The sequence below is a fragment of the Roseovarius indicus genome (genome assembly GCF_008728195.1).
GTDB classification, from domain to species: domain Bacteria; phylum Pseudomonadota; class Alphaproteobacteria; order Rhodobacterales; family Rhodobacteraceae; genus Roseovarius; species Roseovarius indicus.
Genome location: NZ_CP031598.1, coordinates 1,233,889 through 1,256,473, shown reverse-complemented (window position 1 = coordinate 1,256,473; position 22,585 = coordinate 1,233,889). Strand labels below are relative to the sequence as shown.

General features: G+C 64.3%; 20 protein-coding genes. 6 read left to right on the top strand and 14 right to left on the bottom strand.

The features are described from left to right. Window positions 1–82: 82 nt before the first annotated feature. Together RIdsm_RS05895 and RIdsm_RS05890 are read right to left on the bottom strand one after the other, a co-directional pair. Window positions 83–1,090, bottom strand: a complete 1,008-nt coding sequence (locus tag RIdsm_RS05895) for a phosphotransferase family protein (RefSeq protein WP_057814434.1) — start codon at window positions 1,088–1,090, stop codon at window positions 83–85. A gap of 5 nt (window positions 1,091–1,095) precedes the next feature. Next, window positions 1,096–2,301 carry an acyl-CoA dehydrogenase family protein gene (locus tag RIdsm_RS05890; RefSeq protein WP_057814432.1) on the bottom strand — a complete coding sequence of 402 codons (1,206 nt, stop codon included), beginning with the start codon at window positions 2,299–2,301 and terminating at the stop codon, window positions 1,096–1,098. 450 nt (window positions 2,302–2,751) lie between these two features. Between RIdsm_RS05890 and RIdsm_RS05885 the strand changes: the two genes are divergently transcribed. After that, entirely contained in the window at window positions 2,752–3,198 is a 447-nt protein-coding gene (locus tag RIdsm_RS05885; protein WP_057814427.1) for a (2Fe-2S)-binding protein, read from the top strand. A gap of 3 nt (window positions 3,199–3,201) precedes the next feature. Further along, complete coding sequence (locus tag RIdsm_RS05880; protein WP_057814425.1) at window positions 3,202–5,388, top strand: xanthine dehydrogenase family protein molybdopterin-binding subunit; 2,187 nt, start codon at window positions 3,202–3,204, stop codon at window positions 5,386–5,388. Between the two features lie 214 nt (window positions 5,389–5,602). On the opposite strand, the gene RIdsm_RS05875 is transcribed toward RIdsm_RS05880, so the two are convergent. The 6 genes from RIdsm_RS05875 to RIdsm_RS05850 form a co-directional block, all read right to left on the bottom strand. Further along, complete coding sequence (locus RIdsm_RS05875) at window positions 5,603–7,120, bottom strand: ABC transporter substrate-binding protein (RefSeq protein WP_057814423.1); 1,518 nt, start codon at window positions 7,118–7,120, stop codon at window positions 5,603–5,605. Between the two features lie 18 nt (window positions 7,121–7,138). Beyond that, window positions 7,139–8,980 (bottom strand): CocE/NonD family hydrolase, encoded by a 1,842-nt coding sequence (locus RIdsm_RS05870; RefSeq protein WP_160325818.1) that lies wholly within the window; start codon window positions 8,978–8,980, stop codon window positions 7,139–7,141. A gap of 72 nt (window positions 8,981–9,052) precedes the next feature. Next, complete coding sequence (locus tag RIdsm_RS05865; protein WP_057814419.1) at window positions 9,053–10,024, bottom strand: ABC transporter ATP-binding protein; 972 nt, start codon at window positions 10,022–10,024, stop codon at window positions 9,053–9,055. Next, window positions 10,021–10,989 carry an ABC transporter ATP-binding protein gene (locus RIdsm_RS05860; RefSeq protein ID WP_057814417.1) on the bottom strand — a complete coding sequence of 323 codons (969 nt, stop codon included), beginning with the start codon at window positions 10,987–10,989 and terminating at the stop codon, window positions 10,021–10,023. The genes RIdsm_RS05865 and RIdsm_RS05860 overlap by 4 nt, the downstream gene beginning before the upstream one ends. A 1-nt stretch (window position 10,990) precedes the next feature. Further along, window positions 10,991–11,854, bottom strand: a complete 864-nt coding sequence (locus RIdsm_RS05855) for an ABC transporter permease (protein WP_082647300.1) — start codon at window positions 11,852–11,854, stop codon at window positions 10,991–10,993. Continuing rightward, window positions 11,851–12,912 carry an ABC transporter permease gene (locus RIdsm_RS05850; protein WP_338049629.1) on the bottom strand — a complete coding sequence of 354 codons (1,062 nt, stop codon included), beginning with the start codon at window positions 12,910–12,912 and terminating at the stop codon, window positions 11,851–11,853. The genes RIdsm_RS05855 and RIdsm_RS05850 overlap by 4 nt, the downstream gene beginning before the upstream one ends. Here RIdsm_RS05850 and RIdsm_RS05845 point away from each other — a divergent pair. Beyond that, window positions 12,911–13,570: a GntR family transcriptional regulator gene (locus RIdsm_RS05845; protein WP_057814413.1), complete on the top strand. Its 660-nt coding sequence runs from the start codon at window positions 12,911–12,913 to the stop codon at window positions 13,568–13,570. The genes RIdsm_RS05850 and RIdsm_RS05845 overlap by 2 nt on opposite strands. A gap of 46 nt (window positions 13,571–13,616) precedes the next feature. On the opposite strand, the gene RIdsm_RS05840 is transcribed toward RIdsm_RS05845, so the two are convergent. From RIdsm_RS05840 to RIdsm_RS05820, 5 genes are read right to left on the bottom strand one after another with little or no spacing between them, the layout of a single operon-like run. Continuing rightward, window positions 13,617–14,339: an ABC transporter ATP-binding protein gene (locus RIdsm_RS05840; RefSeq protein ID WP_057814411.1), complete on the bottom strand. Its 723-nt coding sequence runs from the start codon at window positions 14,337–14,339 to the stop codon at window positions 13,617–13,619. Further along, window positions 14,329–15,069: an ABC transporter ATP-binding protein gene (locus RIdsm_RS05835; RefSeq protein WP_057814409.1), complete on the bottom strand. Its 741-nt coding sequence runs from the start codon at window positions 15,067–15,069 to the stop codon at window positions 14,329–14,331. Before RIdsm_RS05835 ends, RIdsm_RS05840 begins: the two co-directional genes overlap by 11 nt. Continuing rightward, window positions 15,050–16,000, bottom strand: a complete 951-nt coding sequence (locus RIdsm_RS05830) for a branched-chain amino acid ABC transporter permease (protein ID WP_201455559.1) — start codon at window positions 15,998–16,000, stop codon at window positions 15,050–15,052. The genes RIdsm_RS05835 and RIdsm_RS05830 overlap by 20 nt, the downstream gene beginning before the upstream one ends. Then, window positions 15,993–16,868 carry a branched-chain amino acid ABC transporter permease gene (locus RIdsm_RS05825; RefSeq protein ID WP_057814407.1) on the bottom strand — a complete coding sequence of 292 codons (876 nt, stop codon included), beginning with the start codon at window positions 16,866–16,868 and terminating at the stop codon, window positions 15,993–15,995. The genes RIdsm_RS05830 and RIdsm_RS05825 overlap by 8 nt, the downstream gene beginning before the upstream one ends. 35 nt (window positions 16,869–16,903) lie before the next feature. After that, window positions 16,904–18,082 (bottom strand): ABC transporter substrate-binding protein, encoded by a 1,179-nt coding sequence (locus RIdsm_RS05820; RefSeq protein ID WP_057814405.1) that lies wholly within the window; start codon window positions 18,080–18,082, stop codon window positions 16,904–16,906. Window positions 18,083–18,384: 302 nt separating this feature from the next. Between RIdsm_RS05820 and RIdsm_RS05815 the strand changes: the two genes are divergently transcribed. The 3 genes from RIdsm_RS05815 to RIdsm_RS05805 all read left to right on the top strand — a co-directional run bounded on the left by RIdsm_RS05815 (window position 18,385) and on the right by RIdsm_RS05805 (window position 22,157). Beyond that, window positions 18,385–19,164 carry an SDR family oxidoreductase gene (locus RIdsm_RS05815; RefSeq protein WP_057814403.1) on the top strand — a complete coding sequence of 260 codons (780 nt, stop codon included), beginning with the start codon at window positions 18,385–18,387 and terminating at the stop codon, window positions 19,162–19,164. Window positions 19,165–19,189: 25 nt separating this feature from the next. After that, the gene (locus RIdsm_RS05810) at window positions 19,190–21,193 is read left to right on the top strand and encodes an oxidoreductase (RefSeq protein WP_057814401.1); all 2,004 of its coding nucleotides are present in this window, start codon (window positions 19,190–19,192) and stop codon (window positions 21,191–21,193) included. Between the two features lie 64 nt (window positions 21,194–21,257). Continuing rightward, entirely contained in the window at window positions 21,258–22,157 is a 900-nt protein-coding gene (locus RIdsm_RS05805; RefSeq protein ID WP_057814399.1) for an NAD(P)-dependent oxidoreductase, read from the top strand. 27 nt (window positions 22,158–22,184) lie between these two features. Here RIdsm_RS05805 and RIdsm_RS05800 read toward each other — a convergent pair whose 3' ends face one another. Continuing rightward, on the bottom strand, window positions 22,185–22,562 hold the full coding sequence (locus RIdsm_RS05800; RefSeq protein ID WP_057814398.1) for a cupin domain-containing protein: 378 nt from the start codon (window positions 22,560–22,562) through the stop codon (window positions 22,185–22,187). Window positions 22,563–22,585: the final 23 nt, after the last annotated feature.

Here is a 22,585-nt window from a genome sequence, read left to right as displayed (position 1 = left end):
CCCTTCTGGTCTTCAGATATTGCTTGGCCACACTGTCATGTGGGCGGCCTGCCCGGATCGTCGCAACCGACGAATTCGCGCCTCAGCCGTCGATCAGTTCGAGCCCGCGCCGGCCGAAGGCCTGGGCCAGCGGCGCCAGACGCGCGGCATCGGAGCCGGCGGCCGTGCCAGCCCGGGCGCGGTCGGCGATGCCGACGAAGATCACGCCGAAGCGGAAGAGCGAGAAGATGACGTGGAAATCGCTCAGACGGCCGGAGGCGGCCTGTTTCTCGTAATGCGCGACGAACGTGTCTTTCGCGGGGATGCCAAGATTTTCGAGGTCGAGTCCCCGGATGCCGCCGTATTCCTCGGGCGTGGTGTGCCAGGTCATGCAGCAATAGCCCAGGTCGGCCAGCGGGTGGCCCAGGGTTGACAGTTCCCAATCGAGGATGGCGATCACCCGGGGTTCGGTGGGGTGGAACATCAGGTTGCCGAGGCGGAAATCGCCATGGGCGATGACGCTCTTGCCGTCATCCTCGGGGAGGTTCGCCTCGAGCCATTCCGAGAGGCGATGCAGTTCAGGGATGGGCTCGCCCGTGGAGCCGTGAAGCTGTTTCGTCCATCGCCCGACCTGCCGGGCGAAGTAATTGCCGGGCTTGCCGTAGTCGCCAAGGCCGATCTGGGCCGGGTCAACGGCGTGCATCTTGGCCATGGCGTCGGCCATGCCGAGATAGATGGCGTGGCGCTCGTCAGGCGCCATGCCGGGAAGCGAGCAATCGTCGAACACGCGGCCGTCGAGCCGCTCCATCAGGTAGAAGGGCGTGCCGAGCGCGTCCGGGTCGTCGTGAAAGAGCACCGCGTCGGGGACGGGCACATCGGTGGGGCCCAACGCCTTCATCACGCGGTGTTCGCGGTCGATGGCATGGGCCCCTTTCAGGATCTCGCCGTTCGGCTGCTTGCGCAGCACCATCCGGCGATCACCGTGGGTGACGAAATAGGTGGGGTTCGACTGGCCGCCCGAAATGCGCGTCAGTTCGGACACCGGGGCGGCGCCGAGTTCAGCGTCGAGCACGGCCTGAAGGCGGGCCGGGTCGAAATCCGTTTCGCTCATCCCGATTACTCCGCCACGCCCCAGCGCCAGAAGTCGCGGCCTTCCGAGCGCAGTTCGCGGCTGAGGATCATGCGGTGCACCTCGTCGGCGCCGTCGACGAGGCGGGCCTGGCGGGCATAGCGGTAGATCCACTCCACGACGGTATCCTTCGAATAGCCGCGGGCGCCGTTGATCTGAATCGCCACGTCGGCGGCGTCGTGCAGCACGTTGGCCACCTGGATCTTGGCCATCGAGATCTCTTTCTTGGCGAAGCCGCCGCGATCGATCTCCTGCGCGGCCTTCATCACCAGCATGCGGCCGACCTCGATGCGCATGGCGACGTCGCCCAGCATCTGCGCCACGCTTTCGCGCTCGATCAGGCGCTGGCCGAAGCCTTCGCGCACCTCGGCGTATTCGGTGGCTATCTCCATGCAGCGCTTGGCCAGACCCAGCCAGCGCATGCAGTGGGTCAGGCGTGCCGGGCCGAGGCGGGTCTGGGTGACCTTCATGCCGCGCCCCTCTTCGAGAATGACGTTCTCTTCCGGTATCTCGAGCCCGTCGAAGACGATCTCGCAATGGCCGCCATGCTCTTCCGGGCCCATGATCGGGATACGGCGTTCGATGCGCCAACCCGGATCGTCGCGGTGGAAGAGGAACGCGGTGTGTCCGCGGCGCGCGTCATCCGACGTGCGGGCGAGCAGGATGAAATGGGCGGCCTCGTCGGCGCCGGTGATGAACCACTTGCGGCCGTGAACGACGTAGCGGTCGCCGCGCTTCTCGGCGCGGGTCTGCATCATCCCCGGGTCGGAGCCGCCGCCGGGGTGCGGTTCGGTCATGGCAAAGGCCGAGCGCACCTCGCCCCGCATGATCGGCTGCAGCCAGCGCTCCTGCTGCGCCTCGGTGCCCAGCGCGCCCAGAACCATCATGTTGCCATCGTCCGGCGCGGCCGAGTTGAACACGACCGGCCCGAAGATCGAGCGGTTCATCTCTTCGTAGCAGACGGCCATCCCGGCCTTGCCCAGCCCGCCGCCGCCAAGTTCACGCGGCATCTGCAGGCACCACAGCCCCGCCTCGCGGGCCGCGGCGCGTTCGCGCTCCAGCACGTCGAGGGCAATGTTCTCATGGTCGTCATAACTCGCCTTGTCCGCCTCCAGCGGGAGAAGCCTTTCCTCGACGAATGCCGCGATCCGGCGGCGGGTGTTTTCGAGGTCGGCGGAAATTCTGAAATCCATGGTCTACTATCCTTCACAGGCTAAGAACGTGGGGCCGGCATCAGGGCCGGGCCCGGCGCCCGCCATGTAGCCCTGCTCGCCGGAAACAAGCAACCGCACGGGCGCATTTATCCAGCCGCTCGGCGGTCTGGCCCGATGGCCGCGCCGACGCGGCGGTCGTTACCCGGCTACATAAGGCCGGACATCTTTCCCGGGATCGTCGCAACCGACGAAATCCGACAGCGCAAGCGCCAAGGGCCCGCCCGGAGCGCGGCCGTCCCGAAGCGCAGCCGCCATTCATGATTCAGCTTCATCAACGCTATAAGGCAGGGGCCCTTAGACAGCCGGTCAGCAGCGTCTACATACGGTCCGATATTGTCCGCGATCACCGTAATGCGCGCCGATTTGTCAGCATGGCCGTCGCGCGCCCGGTACTCGCCAGCCACACGATCTTGGATGACAGGAGACCACATGCAGCTGAACATCAACGGTACGACTCACGATGTCGACGTCGAGCCCGATACCCCCCTTCTCTGGGTGATACGCGAAGAGCTTGGCCTTACCGGCACGAAATACGGGTGCGGCATCGCCCAGTGCGGCGCCTGTACCGTGCTTGTCGACGGCTATCCCACGCGGTCCTGCGTGACCCCTGCGGACAGCGTTCTGGATGCCGAGATCACGACGATCGAAACTGTGGAAGAGACCGAGACGGGCCGGAAGGTCGTGGCGGCCTGGGTGGAAAACCAGGTGCCGCAATGCGGCTATTGCCAGTCGGGCCAGGTGTTGACGGCGACGTCGCTGCTGAATGACACGCCGAACCCGAGCGATGACGACATCGCGGGCGCCATGGTGAACCTGTGCCGGTGCGGGACGTACAACAAGATCCGCGACGCGGTGCGCAGCGCGTCGGAGGCCTGAGCAATGACAGCCATGCAAAGACAGCCGCGCCGCCCGCTCAACGTCTCCCGCCGCGCCTTCCTTGCCGGAACGGGCTCCCTTGTCCTGACGACGACGCTGCCCGCCCGCCAGGGTCGGGCACAAGAGGCGGCGGGGGCACAGCCCCCGGACGTTCAGGCCTTTCTCGAACTTCGACAGGACGGCACGGCCCGCCTGCTCAGCCCGTTCATCGAGGGCGGTCAGGGCATCTTTACCGCGCTTGCGCAGATCGTGGGCGAAGAGCTCGACCTTGCGCCATCACAGTTTACCGTGGAAAGCGCGCCGGCGGGGAACCCCTATGGCCTCATGGGGGGCTTCCGCCTGACCGGCGGCAGCGCCTCGACCCGCACGTCCTATCCGATCATGCGTCAACTGGGCGCTTCGGCCCGGGCCATGCTGATCGAGGCGGCCGCGCAGGAATGGGGCGTCGACGCGTCCGAGCTGACGACGGAGCCGGGTGCTGTTCTGCATAATGCGAGCGGTCGCCGCGCCGGATATGGCGAGCTGGCGACGGCCGCGATGGACATGCCGGTGCCCGCGGATGTGACCTTGCGCGATCCGTCCGAGTTCCGCTGGATCCGCAGCCCGGAACCGCGGCTCGACATTCATGAGAAATCGACCGGTCAGGCGAAATACGGCATCGATGTCGAGGTCGAGGGCATGCTGCTGGCGGCGGTCAAACATGCGCCGCGGCTTGGCCTTTCCGCCGGTGCGGTGGTCAATCGCGAGGACATCGAGGCGATGCGCGGTGTGCACTCGGTGCATGTGCTGAACGGCGCGGTTGCCGTGGTCGCCGACCGGTTCTGGCAGGCCCGCCGCGCGATCGACGCGATGGAGGTCGAATGGACCGAGGGAGACGCGAAATGGCCGATGCCGGAAAGCTTCTCTTCCGCCGGGTTCCGCGACATGCTCGAGGCGGCGCAGGGTGAGGTCGTCGAGGTCGAGGCGCGGGGCGATGCGGAGGCGACGCTTGCCAATACCGACACGGTGATCGAGGCTGTCTACGACGCGCCGTTCCTTGTCCACGGCCAGCTTGAGCCGCCATCGGCCACGGCCCGGTTCAACGATGATGGTTCGCTGGATCTGTGGCTGCCCAACCAGGCGCCCGAGATGTTCCGCGAAGCGGCGGCCACCGCTGCCGGAATCGAGCCCGCGAATGTGCGGATCAACTCTCAGCTTCTCGGGGGGTTCTTCGGGCGGCATTTCCTTTACGAGACATCAAACCCCTTTCCCCAAGCGATCCAGCTTGCCAAGGCGGTCGGCCGGCCGGTCAAGCTGATCTGGAGCCGCGAGGAGGATTTCCTGCGCGACGCCGTGCGCCCGCTCGGACTGGCCCGTTTCCGCGGCGCAGTGGAGCCGGACGGGCCGACGGCCCTTGTGGCCGAGGTTGTCGGCGAAGGCCCGACTGGACGGTGGTACAACGCCAAACCCGGCAGCGACGCCTCTGCGACGGAAGGCATTTCGGGGAAATCCTATGCGATCCCGAACAGCCGTGTCGGGCAGTTGTTCCAGCCGAACCCGGCTGTCATCGGCTATTGGCGCGCGGTCGGCCACTCGATGCATGATTACATGTACGAGTGCTTCCTTGATGAGCTGGCCGATGCCGGTGGGCAGGATCCGGTCGAGATGCGGCGCAGGTTGCTGACGGGGTCCGATCGCCTGCGCACGCTGCTGGAGCGGGTCGTCGAAAGCTCGGGCGGCTGGAAACGCGGACCGTTCGAGGCAGAGGATGGCAGCCGCCGCGCGCGTGGCGTGGCGATGGCCTCTCCGTTCGGGTCGGAAGCGGCCGCGATTGCCGAGGTCTCGATCGACGGTGGCGAGGTTCGGGTTCACGATCTCTGGATCGCACTGGACCCAGGGCAGATCGTCAACCCGGCCGTGATCGAAGCGCAGGTGCAATCCGCGGCTGCGCTGGGCACGTCCGAGGCGCTGGTTGAAGAGCTCGTATATGAAAACGGCGAGCCGACGGCACGGAACTTCGACATGTACCCGTTCCTGCGGCCGGACCAGATGCCGAACGTGCATGTCGAGATCGTGGAAAGCGGCGCCGAGATGGGGGGTGTGGGCGAGCCTGGCCTGCCTGCCGTGCCGCCCGCCATCGTGAACGCGGTGTCCGCACTGACCGGGCGGCGCATTCGAAGCCTGCCCCTGTCAAAGCATGATTTCGGCTGACGTCGCGATTTGAGACTTGTGTGAAGGGGGGATCGGCAGCGTTCGGTTCCCCCTTTTCCTTTCCACCGCGCGCTTCTGGCGGTGGCAAGGCGGCTTGCTCGGGGGTCGCGTTTTCGAATGGTCCGAGCCTGGTAAAGAGAGAGTTCGCGTAACGTGCTATCGCGGCTCGTGGCAGGTTCGGGCTGAAGGACAGCCCGAACCTTTTGGTCAACGGTTACTCTTCCCAGGACATCTCGGCGATCGGGTAGGCCGAGACGGGCAGATCGACCCGCGTGCCCTTCAGACCTTCACGCACGACACCGACCTGGGGCATCGCATACATCCAGACCACCGGCGCATCTTCGTAGAGCTGTTCCTGCGCGGCGGCGAGTTTCTCGCGAATGACCTCCTCGTCGGTGGCGGCCTGCGCTTCCTGCATGAGGGCGCGGAACTCCGGCCCGTCATACTGGTAGAAATAGTTCGGGTCGGTGTAGTTCAGGATCGCCCAGGGTTCCGGGTGTGAAATGATCGTCATGTCGTAGTTCTTCTGACGGAAGACAGTGTCGATCCACTGGCCTGTCTCGAGGATTTCGAGCTCCACCGTGATCCCGGATTCGGCCAGAACACCGACGAGGATCTCGGCCGTGCGGCGGGTGGACGGGCTCGACAGGACCCGGAGATTGACGGTGAAACCGTCAGGATAGCCCGCTTCGGCCAGCAGTTCCCTGGCCTTCTCGGGGTCGGGCTGCCGTTCGCCCAGAACATCGACGAAGTAGGGGTTGAGTTCGTTCGTCTGGGCGCCGCCCAGCTTGCCGAGGCCGGCATGGGTGCCGATATTCACCACTTCGGGGTCGACGGCATAGTACATCGCACGGCGCACGTTCACGTCGTCGAACGGTTCCTGCTTGTTGTTCATGCCGAGGAACAGCACGCCCTGGGTTTGCCCCTGGGTGATCTGATAGCCGCCCTGGTTTTCGATGGTTTCCACGGCTTCCACCGCCGCGATGCTCGGAAGGTAGTCGACCTGGCCGGAGCGGACCGCGAGGATCTGCGAGTTTTCATCCGACAGGAAGCGGAATGTGACGTCGTCGATCGTCGGCTGGATAGGGCCGTTGTAGTCTTCGAACCGCTCCATCTCGATCGAGTCGCCGCGCACCCATTCGACGAACTTGTAGGGGCCCGTGCCGACCGGGGATGTCCGGTTGTCGTCCGCCGTCGCCGGCGAGGAGATGGCCGCGGTTGCCTCTGCAAGCGCGAAGGGCAGAAGGGAAGACGGCTCAGCCAGTGTGATGCGAACGGTCAGCGGGTCGGGGGTTTCGATTTTCGAAAAGTTCTCGAAGACGCGCTTGCGCTTGTTGGTGCTCTCTTCCGCCACGTTCCGTTCGAAGCTGAACTTGACGTCTTCGGACGTGAAAGGCGTGCCGTCGTGGAAGACGACATCGGGGCGCAGCTTGAAGACGTAGACGTTCTCGCCTTCGCGCGACCAGGATTCCGCCAGGCCCGGTTCGAGGCTGCCGTCGGGACCGTAGCGCGTGAGGCCCTCGTAGATGTTGTACCAGACGACGTCGCTGACCGAGGCAGAGGCCTGCATCGTCGGGTCGAGGCCCGGCGGCTCTGTCGCGAGCGCAACGACGATTTCACTGTCCGACGATTGAGCGTGAGCCGCTTGCCACGGAGATATCATGACGGCAAGACATGCGATCAGCACGCTTCGCCGCTTGGCCATCAGGCCTTTCAGAAACCGATTTGGCATTTCTATCTTCTCCTTTGGTTAAGCTTCAGGTGGAATGATCGGGAGGTCGACATGCGATGACCTGACCCGATCGACGTACAGGGACTGGCGCGCGACCTGCTGGCACCGGTTGAGCCCGAGGGGTTCGCCGGTGTTGGGGTTCACGTCGTAATGCGGGCTGTTGGAGCTGGAGATATCGATCCGGATGCGGTGCCCGGGGGCGAAGAAGTTGCTGGTGGCCTGAAGCCGCAGCTGAACTTCGTAGACTTCGCCGGGGGTCATCAGCTCGGCGCGGTCGTATCCGTCGCGATACCGCATCCGAAGGATGGAATCTCCGAGGTTCAGGGCATAGCCGTTGGGGTAATCCTCGTTCGGGGGGTACTCGTCGATGAGCTTGACCGTGAAATCCGTGTCGGGCGCCGAGGAGCTGACGAAAAGCGTGCAGGTCACGACACCGGTGACCTCGACGCCATCTTCGAGAGGGTCGGTGCGGAAGACGATCACGTCGGGGCGGACGGCAAGCGGCAGGTCGGGGCTGTGGTCGCCGGACATCGTGCCGCTGTTCTGGTTGTACCCACCGCCTTCGAGGAAGCCGGTCGTGCCGTAATTGGTGAAGTTTCCACCAACGGTCGGGACCGGGTTGGCGGGATCGAAGTCGTAGGTGATGGGCGCGGCATCTTCCGGCGGTGCCTGTTCCGCAAGCCGGCCGTCCGGATTGAGGTGGAAGGTCGTCATCCGGGTGCGGGCGAGCGGCCATTCCTGCTCGTCCCGCCAGCGCCCACCGTGCGAGAGACGGCCCATCGCATCCTTGCGGCCGCTGCCGCCGCCCATCACGAAGAGCTGCACCGGGGCCTCTTCATCGAGCCCGGTGGTCATGCCCTTCATCTGGTGGTCGAGCCAACGGAGGCGCAGGGAATTGTTGTCTTCCAGCGCCGCTGCCGAGCCGAAATCGACATCGCCCGCCCAGGTCTGGACGAACATGTCGCCGCCGTGCAGCCATGTGCCGATGATCAGCTTCTTGGGCGTCTTGTGGCGGTTCTTGAGTTGTTCGTATTTCCACAGGGTGGCGGTGATATGGTGGCCGTACCACGAGGTTTCGAAGAGCAAGGGAATGTCCGGGTAGTCGTCGATATACTCCTCGATCGCGAGGTCGGGCGTTTTCCACCAGTCCTCGTAATCCGACTTGGTGAGCATGTCGAAGAACCATTGTTCGTAGTCGGGTGTCAGCCGGAGTGGCGAGGCGCCCTGGCGCAACGGCTGGTGACGCAGCCATTTCGGCAGGTCCTTCCACATCTCGTCGAGCTGGGCGCGGATCCGGGGGTTGGCGACAGCCTGTTTGCCGGTGCGGGCCATGGAGACGGAATACTGAAAGGCGATGGCGTATTCGCAGGCGCCGCCGTGGCGCATCGTCTGGCGGAAGTAGTTGTAGGCGCCGTCGAAGAGCACCTGCGTGGCAAGCTTCTCGGGGTGGCGTATCGCAAGGGCCTGCTGCGTGGCGGTGGTGTAGGAAATGCCCACCGTTCCGATCCGGTCGCCGCACCAGGGCTGGCTTGCCAGCCAGGTCATCGTGTCTTCACCGTCGTCGGCCTCGTTGCGCAGGAACGCGAAATTACCCTCGGAAGACCAGCGGCCACGGACATCCTGCACCACGTAGACATACCCACGCTTGGCGAAGTACCGGCCCGATACCGAATACGAGAGACGGTCCTTGTTGTAGGGGGTGCGTTCGAGCAGGACGGGCCATTTGCCTTCGACGGCCTGCCCGGACAGGGCCGGACGGTAGACATCGGCATAGAGCACGGCCCCGTCGCGCATCGAAACGCCATGATGCGTGTCGGCAACGCAGTCGTACTGTTGAAAGGAGCCCTCAAAACCTGGCATCAATTGTTCCTTCTGTTCGAATGGCTTCCGCCGCGACATGCTGTCGTGGATCGTGGTGCGGGGATCGGCAGGTCATGCGAAATGGCAGGCGACATGGCGGCCCCCTTCGATGGGGCGAAGTTTCGGCGTGCCATCGCAGACCGGCGCCGCCAGCGGGCAGCGGGCCTTGTAGGGGCAGCCGCCGCTCTCCGAGACGTCCTTGGGACCCCGATCGACCGGTGCGGTGGGTTCGGCGTCGACACCGCGTTTGCGCCGCCCGATCCGGGGCATCGCCGCGACAAGCTCTTGCGTGTAGGGATGCATCGGATTGCGCATCACGTCGCGTGTATTGCCGGACTCGACGATGGTGCCGCGGAACAGGACGACGATATCCTCGCAGAGATATTCGACCACGGCGAGGTCATGGCTGATGAACAGGTAGGCCATGCCGTACTCGGCCCTGAGATCCTGCATCAGGTTCAGAACCTGCGCCTGCACGGAGACATCGAGGGCCGAAACCGGCTCGTCGGCGACGATCAGTTCGGGGCGCGTGACCAGCGAGCGGGCGATTGCGATGCGCTGGCGTTGTCCGCCGGAGAACTGGTGCGGGTATTTCTTCAGGTCGTCCGCCGACAGGCCCACGTCGGACAGGACCTTTGCCGCGCGGTCGCGGGCGGTTTTCCTGTCGACGCCCAAAAGCGGCTCGACGATGATGCGCTCGATCGAGTGCAGGGGATCAAGGGAGCCGTAAGGATCCTGAAAGATCATCTGGAAGCGCTGGCGGAGTTTCCGGAAGGCTTCCGACGACAGGCTTGCCACGTCCTGGTCGAAGAGCGTCACGGTGCCGCTGCTTGCCGGTTCGAGGCCCATCACCGCCTTGGCCAGAGAGGATTTTCCGGAACCGGATTCCCCTACCAGGGCAAGCGAGGCGCCGCTTTTGATCGAGAACGTGGCATTGCTGACCGCCCGGAAATGCCCCGGTGCGGTGAAAAGACTGCGCCGGGGCAGCGCGTAGTCGACGTTCAGGCTGTCGACCGAGAGAACATTGCCGGTCGTCGTCGTCATGGCGTACCTCCCACACGTATGCAGGCGACCTGGTGGTCATCGGCAACCGTCCGGACGTCGGGACGCGCGCTCCGGCACTCGGGAATGACATCGGGGCAGCGGTCGGCCAAGGGGCAGCCCGGCGGCATGTCGGCCAGGCGGGGCACCACACCGCCGATCGGCTTCAGGCGTTCGCCTTGGGCGGCGCCGGGTTGCGGCAGCGCCCGCATGAGACCCTTGGCGTAGGGGTGCAACGGGTTGGCGAAGACCTTGTCGGCCTGCCCGGCCTCTGCGATCCGGCCGCCATACATGACCAGCACACGATCGGCGATCTCGGAGACGATCGCGAGATTGTGGGTGATGAGCAGCAAGGCCACGTCCGTTTCGTCGACCAGTTCGACGAGCAGATCGAGGATTTGCCGCTGGACGGTGGTATCGAGCGCGGTCGTCGGCTCGTCCGCCACGATCAGGTCGGGCTTGCACGCCAGCGCCATGGCAATGACCACGCGCTGTCTTTGCCCGCCCGAAAGCTGATGCGGATAGGCCCGCAGCCGCCGTTCCGGATCATCGATGCCGACCCGATGGAGCAGCCTTGCGGCTTCGGCCCGGGCCTCGGACGGCGAGATTTTCGTATGCAGAAGCAACGGTTCCATGACCTGGTAGCCGATGGATTTCACCGGGTTCAGGGCTGTCATCGGTTCCTGGAAGACCATCGCGATGCGGTTGCCGCGCAGGGTGCACATCTCGGCCTCGGACCGGGCCAGAAGGTCCTCGCCCGCAAATCGTATGCTGCCGGTCGTCTTCACGCTTTCCGACAGCAACCGCATGATGGCCAGGGCCGTCGTCGACTTTCCGCAGCCGGATTCGCCGACGATGCCGACGATCTCGCCGCGGCTGATCTCGAACGAGATGTCGTCAACCGGCCTGATCCAACCGTCGAAGGACGGGATCGCAACCGTGAGTGCATCGACTTCGAGCAACGCCATCTCAGTGCCCCTTCGACGATCTTGGGTCGATGAGATCGCGCAGCGCATCCCCCAGCAGATTGAGCCCCAGCACCGCCAGCGCGATGGTCAGGCCGGGAAAGATGGCAAGGTAGGGGCCTTGCGCCATGTAGGATTGCGCATCGCTCAGCATTCGCCCCCAGGTCGGAACCGGAGGCTGTGTGCCCAAGCCAAGATACCCGAGCGCCGCATCTGCCAGAATGGCAATCGCGAATGAAATCGTCGCCTGCACGACAAGGATGTTCACCACGTTGGGAAGCACGTGAACCATCGAAATGTAGAAATTTCCACGTCCGTTGACCTTGGCAGCCATCACGAACTCGCGCGCCCAGATCGTCTTGGCCCCTGCCCGCGTCAGGCGTGCAAATATCGGCACGTTGTGAATACCGATGGCGACCATGCTGGTCACGCTGCCGGGCCCGAACCCCGCCGCAAGCATGATGGCGAGAAGGACGACGGGAAAGGCGAAGAGAAGATCGGAGGTCCGCATCGCCAGAGCCTCGAACCACCCGCCCCTTGCGGCGGCGGCCAGACCGAGGGCGACCCCCAGGATGACGCCGATAAGCACGGCGACGATCCCGACCTTGAGGGCGCTTTGCCCGCCGACCATGAGCATCGACAGGACATCCCGGCCGAAGTGATCGGTTCCCAGAAGATGCTCTATCGACGGGGCCTGCAGCCGTTCGCGCATGTTCATTTTCAGGGGGGAGTATGGCGTCCAGACGAACGACAGGATCGTGACGGCGATCAGGGACACCGTGATGGCCCCGCCGCACCACAGGCTGAGCCCTGCCGACCCCAGGCGCCTGCGGAATGCCGAGGCTCGTCTGCCGGTCGCAACCGTCATGCGGGTCGCCTCCGGAGGCGCGGGTCAATGAAGAGGTAGGCGATATCGACCAGGTAGTTCATCAGGATGACCATGCCGACCAGCAGAACGACGATGACACGGATGACGACCAGATCCCGCTGCTCGACTGCCAGGAAGATCAGACGCCCGAGGCCGGGCAAGGCGAACACGTTCTCGATGACGATCGTGCCTGCGACGAGGGATGCGAATTGCAGGCCCATGACCGTCGCCACGGGGACGAGCGCATTTTGCAAGGCATGGCGCCATAGCACGCCCTGCCTTGCCAGCCCCTTGGCGCGGGCGGTGCGGATGTAATCTTCGTGAAGCACCTCGAGGAGAGCCGAACGGGTGACACGCGTCAGGATCGCCGCCTGGACGAGCGCGAGCGCGCAGGCTGGCAGGATCAGCGATTCGAGGGCCGTGCCCACCCCCTCGTCCCACCCGGGGAAACCGCCGGACGGGACCCAAGCCAAGTGGATCGAGAAAAGGAGGATCAGCAGCAGGCCGAACCAAAAGCTGGGAATGGCAATTCCGAATTGGGTCAGCGCCATGATGATCTGGCCGCGCAGCCTGTGGTTGTTGATTGCCGTGAATACGCCAAGGCCGATCGCCAGCACGACCGTTATCACGATCGCGATCATTGCCAGCGGAAGGGTCACGGCAAGCCGGTCCAGGATCAGCTCGGAAACCGGCACGCCATAAGCATAGCTGATGCCGAAATCGCCGCGAAGCATGTCGAGGATCCACTCGAAGAACCGTGTGAGCACTGGCCGGTCCAGCCCCATTTCCGTGCGCAGGGCGGCCAGCGTGTCCGGCGTGGCATCGGGGCCGAGCATGACCAGTGCAGGATCCCCGGGCAGGACCTCCAGCATGATGAAGATCAAGACCATCGACGCCAGAACGGTGCCAATGAACCCGATCATTTTGGCACCAAACTGTACGAGCACTTCGCCTCCCTGATCCACCGATGGTTGACTTTGGATACAGGATACATTAACGATTAACGCCGTCAAGGTCGCCGTTTTTTTGAGCGAAAAACCTGTTAAAGTAAGGTGCATGGAAAGAACGTTCGAATGGGAAAGCAGAACCCGACTGGTTCACGAAGTTGCGAATCTGCTTCGCGAGCGCATCTATTCCGGGCAGCTCTCGCCCGGTGATCACCTTCGCCAGGTTCAGATATCCACCACGCTGAAGGTAAGCCGGACCCCCGTGCGCGAAGCTTTTCGCGTGCTGGAGCAGGAAGGGCTCGTGACGCAGAGCAGCGGCGGCGCCGTGCGGGTTGTCAGCGTGTGCCCCGATGAATTGCTCGATGCCTACGCGATGCGCGAAGTCATCGACGGGCTTGCCGCCAGAGAGGCGTCGAAACATGCCGATGATGCCGCGCTCGAGATACTGCTGGACCTTGTCAAACAGCAGCGCCGGTCAGTCGACCCCTGGGTGCCCCAGGACTACACGAACCTGAACGTACAGTTTCACGCCACCATTCTGGACCTCGCGGGCAACAAGTTCCTGTCGCGAGAATTGCCGCTCGTGAGGATGACGTCGCAGGTATTCACGCCGTCTTCGATGCTTAACCGCGACCGCGCGACCCGGGCCATCGAAGAGCATGTGGAGATTGTCGAGGCGATCCGCAGCGGCGACGGTGACAGGGCCGAGGCCATCGCGCGACGGCATATTCGCACGACCATCGACCACCTGACCAGGGCCAGCACCTGAAGTGGTGGCCGGGCCCGGCACAGACCGCGCCCGCGCCACCGCGATGTCAGATGCCCAGATAGGCCGTCTGAACCTGCGGGTCGTCGAGGAGCACGTCGGCCTTGTTTTCCATCACCACCTTGCCGTTCTCCAGAACATAGCCGTAATCCGCGATGGTCAGCGCGACCTCGGCGTTCTGTTCGATCAGAAGGATGTCGACGCCCATCTCGGAGATTTCCCGGATCAGGTTGGCCACGCGCTCCACGACCACGGGGGCGAGACCGATCGTCGGTTCGTCGAGCAGCAAGAGCTTTGGTGCGCCCATGAGGGCCCGCGCGATGGCAACCATCTGTTGCTGCCCGCCGCTGAACGAGGACGCCACGGTTGAAAGCCGATCTCTCAGCTCTGGGAAAAGCGCCAGCACACGCTCGAAATCCTTGGCGATGGCGTGTTTGTCGGACCGGGCATAGGCGCCCATTTCGAGATTCTCGCGCAGGGTCATGTCGCCGAAGAGACGGCGCCCTTCCGGGACGAGGCCAAGGCCTGCGCGGATCATCTTGTCGGGGCTGTGGCTGGTGCAGTCCTGACCGTTGAAGACGATCTTGCCGCCCTTGGTACGGACGAGGCCGCTGACGGTCTTGATGAGGGTCGACTTGCCGGCGCCGTTGGCACCGATCAGCGCGACGATGGTGCCCTTTTCGACTTTGAGGTCGATATTGTGCAAAACCGGGAAGCTGCCATAGCCGGATGACACCCCGGACAGATCGAGGGTCGGCGCGTCAGGCTGCATGGCTCTCTCCCAGGTAGGCTTCGATCACGGCCTTGTTGCCGCGGATGTCTTCCGGGCTGCCCGTGGCGAGGTGCGCGCCGTGGTGCAGCACGAGGATGCGGTCGCAGATGCGCATAACGGCTTTCATGTTGTGTTCCACCAGCAGGATCGCCCGGCCTTCCGTCTTGCGGTAGTCGTCGAGCACATTGAGCACGGTGGTGACCTCGGTCTCGTTGAGGCCGGTGAGCGGCTCGTCGAGGCAGAGCAGGCGCGGCTGTGCGGCGATGGCGATGGCCATGCTGACAAGGCGCTGAAGCCCGTGCGGCAGGTTGCTGGTGGTTTCGTCAAGATAGTCCGACAGGCCCAGCCGGCGGGCGGCCTCGAGCACGCCGGCATCGCGATCCGCCTTCTTGTTGCGGACGATAGTGCCGAGGCGGAGGTTGTCGCGCACGCTCATGCCGCCGACATAACTGCCGTGTTGGAAGGTGCGAACGAGGCCGGCCTCGCTGGCCACCAGCGGCTTGCCACGGCGCATTTCCTTGCCGCAGACCTGAACCTTGCCCGTGGTCCAGGGGATGAACCCGCTGATCAGGTTGAAGGTGGTGCTCTTGCCCGCGCCGTTGGGGCCGATCAGGCCGAATATCTCGCCGGGGCGGACTTCGAACTCGAGGTTGTCGACGGCCAGCAGCCCATCAAAGCGCTTGCTGAGCTCGCTGACCCGAAGCAGGGCGTCATTGCTCGAGGGCTGCATTGGCGCCTCCTTTCACGTCGGATTTCTTCGGCCGCATGTTGGCGACCGCGCCCACCGCACCTTTCGGCAGCAGCAGGACGACCAGCACGATGGCACCGCCGTAGATGAAATGCTCGTCTCCGCCGAAGCCCAGGGCATAGGCCGAGAGCGAGACCAGGAAAATCGCGCCGAGGATCGGGCCGACGAAGTGATCTTCGCCACCGACTTTCACGTAGGCCAGCGCGAAGGCCGCCATCAGGTAGCTGAAATCGCCGGGGCTGATGACGTTGTTGACGAAGGCGTGCAGGCCGCCCGCGATGCCGGCCGCGAAGCAGGCGAAGGCGATGGTGACGATCTTGTAGACGAAGGTGTTGATACCGACGCTGCGCGCGACCTCTTCCTTTTCGCGGATGGCGAAGAGCACCCGGCCGAAATCGGAATGTTCGAGGATGAAGAAGACGAGCAGCAGCACGATCACCGTCGCCATGACGAAGAACGGCATCCACGGGTCCATCGCGATCGGAGGGAAGATCCCGATCATGCCCGAGGTGCCGCCAAGTGCCGGAACCTTGGAATAGGCGACGCGGATGGCCTCGGTGAAGGCGAAGCCGATCAGCAGGAAGTACGGCCCCTTGGCGCGAAGCGTGACCGCCCCGAAGCCGGCGCTGACGATGCCTGTTCCGATGCCGGCAATCAGGATGGCAAGCCAGAAGGGCACCTCCATCGCCGTGCTCATGTAGCCCGCCGCGTAGGCGCCGATGCCGACGAAGGCGGCGATGGCGAAGTTCAGTTCGCCCATCAGCATCACGAACCGCAGGCTGACGGCCAGAAGCGCGCTGATGGCGATGAGGTTCAGGACGCTGCGCAGGTAGAGATCCTGCAGCAGAAGCGAGAGCAGAAGCGCCGCGCCGGCGAAGACGAGCCAGCTAATGGTGGAAGTCGACTTAAGCACGGCCCATCACCCCCTTCGGACGGAACAGCAGGACCACGATCACCAGCGCGAAGATCGCAATCGTCGCGTAGGAGGAGTCGAAATAGTACCCACCAAGCGTTTCCACGAGTGCCACGAAGAGGCTGCCGAGGATGGCGCCGGGCACGCTGCCCAGCCCGCCGATGATGACGGCGATGAAGCCCTTGATCAGGTAATCAGTGCCGATCACCGGAGAGACGATGGACACGGGCGCGATGAGGGCGCCGGCGATGGCGGCCAGAAGCGAGGCGATCAGGAAGCCGAAGAAGGCGATGCGCGCATAGGGCACGCCCATCATCATGGCCGCCTCGTGGTCATAGGCCACAGCCCGCAGGGCCCGGCCGAGCTTGGTGTGGCCGAGCGTCCAATAGAGAATGCCGGCCATCAGGAAGGCGACGCCGCAGAGGAACAGCCGCTGAACAGTGATCTGGGCGCCCGCGATATTGACGGAGCCGGGGAAGATTTCCGGCACGCCGCGCACGGCCCCGCCGAACACGTGCAAAAGCACGCCGTCGAGCAGCAGCACGAGGCCGATCGACAGGATGAACGAGCCGACAAGGTCGCGCTGGAAATAGCGGAACCCGAAAAGATAGATGATGATCCCCAGCCCGAGCGATGCGGCGATGCCGCAGAGCGAGGCCAGGACGTAGGCGGCGGGGGCAGCAAGGCCGCCCCCCACCAGGATCGGAAGAAGATACGCCACGACGAGCGCCGCAACCGCGAAGATGTGCCCATGCACGAAGTTGACGATGCGCATCACCCCGAAGATCAGCGTCAGGCCCAAGGAGAAGAGGACGTAGACGGCACCGATCTGAAGAGTGGTTGCACTGAGTTGGATGAAAGTCTGCACGGTATGATCCCCGTAGGTCGGTTGCTGTTATCGCGTCAGGGCGTCAGGCGGCCGACTTCGACGAGTTCGCCGTCTTGCACCTGGGTCACGATGATCGGCAGGCGCATCTGCTGGACGCGACCATAGCGCTCTTCACCGTAGAAGCCGATTTCGCTGCCGTAGAACGTCTTGAAGGTGACGTCGGGCATGGCTTCGGCGACGGCCTGCGGTTCGACGCTGTCTGCAGCTTCCATGGCCGCTTTCAGGGCGAAGAGCGAGTCGTAGAAGCCAATCTGCACGGCGTTCAGAGATTCACCGATGGCTTCCTTCGCGCGCTCGTTTACCTCGATCTGGTGCTCGGTCGCGGTGTCGGGGTTGAAGGTCACGCCGGCGCCCATGTAGACACCTTCGGCCGCATCGCCGCCGGTTGCCTTGAGGCCGTCAGCGCCCGTTCCGACCTCGACGACCTTCACGCCGTCCCAGCCGATCACGGCGAGTTCCTTGAAGATCGCGCCCGCATCGGCCGGCGGCGTCGCGCCGAGGTCGATGATGTCGGGCTCGAACGAGGCCAGACGTGCCGCGATGGGCTGGAACTCGGTCGTGCCGCGCTCGTAGTAGTCGCTGGCGACGATCTCGATTTCCTTTTCGCCCCAGACCTGGGCGGCGATTTCTTCGGTTTCCTGACCGGTCGCGTCATTGGGGTTGAGCATCGCCACGCTCGCGGCGTCCGGATGCTGCTCGACGATGTAACCGATGAGCTCGGGCAGGATCTCGCCCGGGGTGTTCATCTGCGTGAAGGTGGTCGGGTGTTCCGGCCCCTTCAGGCTGGCGCCCCATGCGGTGGTGAAGACCAGCGCGCCCTGGCGCTCGGCGAGCGACTGAAGGGCCTTGACCGGCGCGGTGCCCAGGCTGCCGCCGATGAACTTCACGCCTTCGCGGTTGAACAGCGCCTGGGCGACCTTGGTGCCCTCGGCCGCGTTGTACTTGTTGTCGTAGGACAGGCATTCGAAGAAATAGGTCTCGCCCTGAACGGAGACACCGCCAGCTTCGCGGATTTCCTCGGCGGCGGTTTCGCACATGAATTCCGCGCCCTTGCCCCAGATGGCCGCAGCCCCCGACAACGGCGTGGACAGGCCAAGCTTGATGACCTCCTCTGCCTGAGCCATGGGCGCCGCCGCGAAGGACGCCACCAGCATGGCAGCCCCCGACGTTGCGCACTTGTTGAAGATAGTCATCTCAGCACCTCCTCCTGCATTTGGATGAATATCTACGAGGGATATTGCCCGACCCCCAAACTTACAATAGTTAGCTTGGCTCCATAGGCCGGTCCTATGTCCCCGAAATCAATCGCCTCGTTCACAAGCGGACCCGAGATATATAGCGTGCCACGCATGATCCCGGGGCATCCTTACGGACAGTGTCGCGCCTTGGCGCGAAATATCGGAGTGGGCCTACGCTCAATTCGACGTGCGTGCAGGGCCGCGGGATACAGGTTTGGCCTTACGGCCTCGGACATCCAGCAAAATAGGCATGCAGCATGGACTTAAGACTGAGCGGGAAGACGGTACTCATCACCGGGGCATCGCAGGGCATCGGCGCGGGATTGGCCGAGGTATTCGCCGAGGAAGGATGCAACCTGCATCTTGTTGCCCGATCCGCCGACAAGCTGAACGCCAATGCGGCCAAGCTGCGCGAGACACACGGCACGGATGTCACCGTTCACGAATTCGATATCTCGTCACGCGATGCGGCCGAAGGCATTGCCGAGGCGGTGGGCGCGGTGGATATCCTGGTCAACAATGCCGGGGCCATCCCGGGGGGGGATCTGTGGCAGGTCGACGCCGATGCGTGGCGGGCCGGCTGGGAGGTGAAGGTCTTCGGCTATATCGACCTGTGCCGCGAGTTCTACAAGCGTATGAAGGCGGCCGGTGGCGGTGTCATACTGAACAATATCGGCAATGGTGGCGAGAACCCGGATTTCCGCTATATCGCCGGCTCTACCGGGAACGCCGCCCTTATGGGGTTCACCCGCGCGCTTGGCGGCAAGAGCCTTGACGACAACATCCGCGTGGTCGGCATCAACCCGGGCCCGGTGGCCACCGACCGGATCGTCAAGATCATGAAGACGCGGGCGAAGGAGGCCTGGGATGACGAAAGCCGCTACACGGAGCTGATGGGGCAATACCCGCTGGGCCGGGCGGCCAGTGTGCGCGAGGTGGCCGACCTGTTTGCCTTCCTCGCCTCGCCGCGATCTGGCTACACGTCCGGTACAATCGTCACGCTTGACGGCGGCATCACGTCACGCCGCTCCATCTGATCCGCGCGGCACGTCGGTTAGCCTGATGTCAGACACGTACAAACACGCCATGTCGCCACTTCGTGTCGGGCCCGTCACCCTGCCCAACCGGCTGGTAAGGTCGGCGCATGCGACCTTGTTTTCCAAGGGCGAAGTGAATGACGACCATATCAACTATCACCTCGAGCGGGCGCGCGGCGGGATCGGGTTGTCGATCCTCGAAGGGGTGTCGATTCATCGGACGTCGAATTTCTCGCTGCAACTGACCGACGACAGCGCAATCCCGCAACTCGCCCGGCTGGTCGAGGCGATCGAACCCACGGGCATGAAGCTGTTCAACCAGCTGTGGCATGGCGGCGGGATCGAGGCGGCGCCAAATGGCGGCCCGCCCTGGTCGGTGACCACCCTGCCCGGCCGCTATTCCCGCATGCCCCCGATCGAGATGTCGGGGCGGCAGATCGCCGAGCTGGTTCGGTCTTACGGCGCGGCTGCCGCGCGGCTGGCCAAGGCGGGTTTGCACGGGGCCGAGGTTCTGGCCGGGAACGGGTATCTCTTCTCGCAATTCCTGTCGCCCAGGCTGAACACCCGGACAGATGCCTATGGTGGCTCTCTCGAAAACCGGATGCGGTTTCTAGAGGAAGTGCTGAGCGACATCCGCGCCAGCGTGCCACCGGATTTCGCCCTCGGCGCGCGGATGGGCTCTAGCTGCGACAAGAGCATCCTCGCCTCGGAAGATGTCAACGCCGCGATCCTGCACCTGGAAGACAAGGGGTTGCTGGATTTCGTCGATATCTCGCAGGGCGACTACTATTTCCATGTCGAACGCTATGCCGGGATGGACCAGTCGGCGGGCTACCAGCTTCCCGACGCGCGGGAGATCGGCAAGGGCGTGAGCATTCCCCGTCTGATCGTCGGGCGCTTCGGCACGCTGGATGATGCCGAACAGGCGTTGCGGGCGGGCGATGGCGAGATGATCAACATGGTGCGGGCAACGATTGCCGACGCGCATCTTGTCCGGAAGGAACTCGAGGGGCGCCCCGAGGAAGTTCGGCCCTGCATCGCCTGCAATCAGGGCTGTATCGGTGGGCTGTTCTCGGGCCGGATGGGCTGTGCGGTGAACCCGGTGGTGGGGTACGAGGCGCAGTTGGGCGAACACCTGATCGTGCCGTCCGAGACGCCGCAGAACGTGGTGGTCGTGGGCGGTGGCCCGGCCGGGATGGAGGCCGCCCGCGTTGCGGCGCTGGCCGGCCACAAGGTCTCGCTCTACGAGGCGGCGCCGGACCTGGGCGGGCAGATCAACATGGCTGCGCATTTCCCCAAGAACCACGGCATCGGCGATATCACCAAGTGGCAGGAGCGAGAGATTTTCCGCCTTGGTGTCGACGTTCACGTCTCGAGTTACATGGAGCCGGACGAGATTGTCGCGCTGGGGCCGGACGTGGTCATCCTCGCCACCGGAGCCATGCACATGGAGGAGGCGTTCGTTCAGACGGCGGCTCCGCATCTCGAGGTCGAAATCGCCCCCGGTGCCAATGTCATCCGGCCCGACGACCTGATCCACGATGCCGGCCGGGATCTCGGGAATAGTGCCGTCGTCTTGGACGATGTCGGTCATTACGAGGCGATCGGCGTGTGCGAGCACCTGCTCGAGCGGGGGCTCGACGTCACCTATGTCACGCGCCACCCGATCTTTGCCCCGGACATAGAGAAAACCGGGCGCGCGCAGGCGGCGCTGCGCCGCTTCTACCGTCTTGGCAACTTCCGCATACTGGCGGACTCGCTTGTCCTGGCGATCAACGAAGGCTCGGTCGAGGTTCGGCCCGTCGAAGGCGTCAGGCCGGAAACCGTGCCCGCCGACACGACCGTTCTGGTGACCTATCGGCAGACCTTTCGTGACGAGTGGATGGCATTCACGGAGACCGGGCCGAACGTCTTTTTCGTTGGCGACGCAATGTCTCCGCGCAACCTTCAGACAGCGATCCGGGAAGGGCATCTTTGCGCAAGGTCGCTCGACACGCCCGGGCTCGACCCGCTTTGGAACAACATGTGAATCGCGCCAGTAACAGCGCTCGCGCTTCGACTTTTCCTCCGGCAACAAAGGTGGTGACAGGGACATGACCCAAAAGACCAAACTGGGCTATATCGGCCTCGGGCAGATGGGCGCCGCAATGGCCGAGCGGCTGTTGGGGGACGACGCGGAACTGCACGTCTTCGACACGTCATCCGAGGCGATGAACCGCTTCACCGCGCGCGGGGCGATCGGGCACGGCTCGCCCCGGGAAGTGGCTGACGCGGCCGAGGTCGTCTTTGCCTGCCTGCCGAACCAAGGCGTCAGCGAGGCCGTCGCTTACGGTTCTGACGGGGTGGTGCACGGAAGCGCTGTGCGCGTCTACGCAGAGATGTCCACCATCGGCAAGACGTGCATGGAGGGCATCGCCGACCGTCTTGCCAAGGCTGGTATCCTGGCGGTTGACGCCCCGATCACCGGCGGCCCGCCCGCCGCGCGAGAAGGCCGCCTGGCCATGCTGGCCGCCGGCGCGCAGGAGGCGCTTGACCGCGTAGTGCCGTGGCTCGACCGGATCGGGCGGCAGACCTACGTTCTGGGCCAGACCCCCGGGCAGGCGCAGGTGATGAAAGTGGTCAACAACGCGATGATGGCCGCCAACATGGTCATTGCCTCCGAGGGCCTGGTCATGGGCGCCAAGGCCGGGCTCGATCCGGATGCCATGATGGAGGTTCTGACCGCCGGCACCGGGCAGAGCGCCGCCGCCACCATTCTGGCCAAGGCGGCCCTGACGGGTGGGTTCGACTTCGGCGCGCATCTCTCGATCGTCGAGAAGGACGCCAAGCTCGGCCTGAGCGAAGCCGCGGAGCTGGATGTTCCCGTGGAAACGATGCAGGCCGCCACCCGGCTGTGGGACCGCGCCGCGCAGGAGGGCCGCGGCGGCGACGACTTCACCAGCATCATCCAGCTGATCGAAGAAGCCGCGGGCGCGCAGGTTCGATCGAAGTGATGCGCCTTCGGGCGGTAACAAAAGCGCCTAGGTGGGGGCTTTGGGGTCCAGATAATCGGTTTCGCCCGGGGCACGCTCCGCGAAGTACTGAATTTCCAGAAGCAGGCAGCCCTTGGGCGAAATGAACGGGCCGTGCGGCGTGCCGGGCGGCCGGATCACATAGGCGGGCGCTTCGAGTGACCGTCCGTCTTCCTTGGCGACCAGCGCACCCTCGACGAGATAGACTTCCTCCCAATAAGTATGGGTAAAGGGTTCGAACGTCTCCCCGCCGGGCTCGAACCGGACATACCGCGTGCGGAAGCCGCGCGCGTTCGCTTCGTCGAAATCGCCGCTGAGCAGCTTCACGGCCAGGCCGGAGGTCCCTGGAATTTCGCTCCAGCCGGTTTCGGTGTCTATCTCGTACATCCCTGATCTCCTGTTCTTTCGTG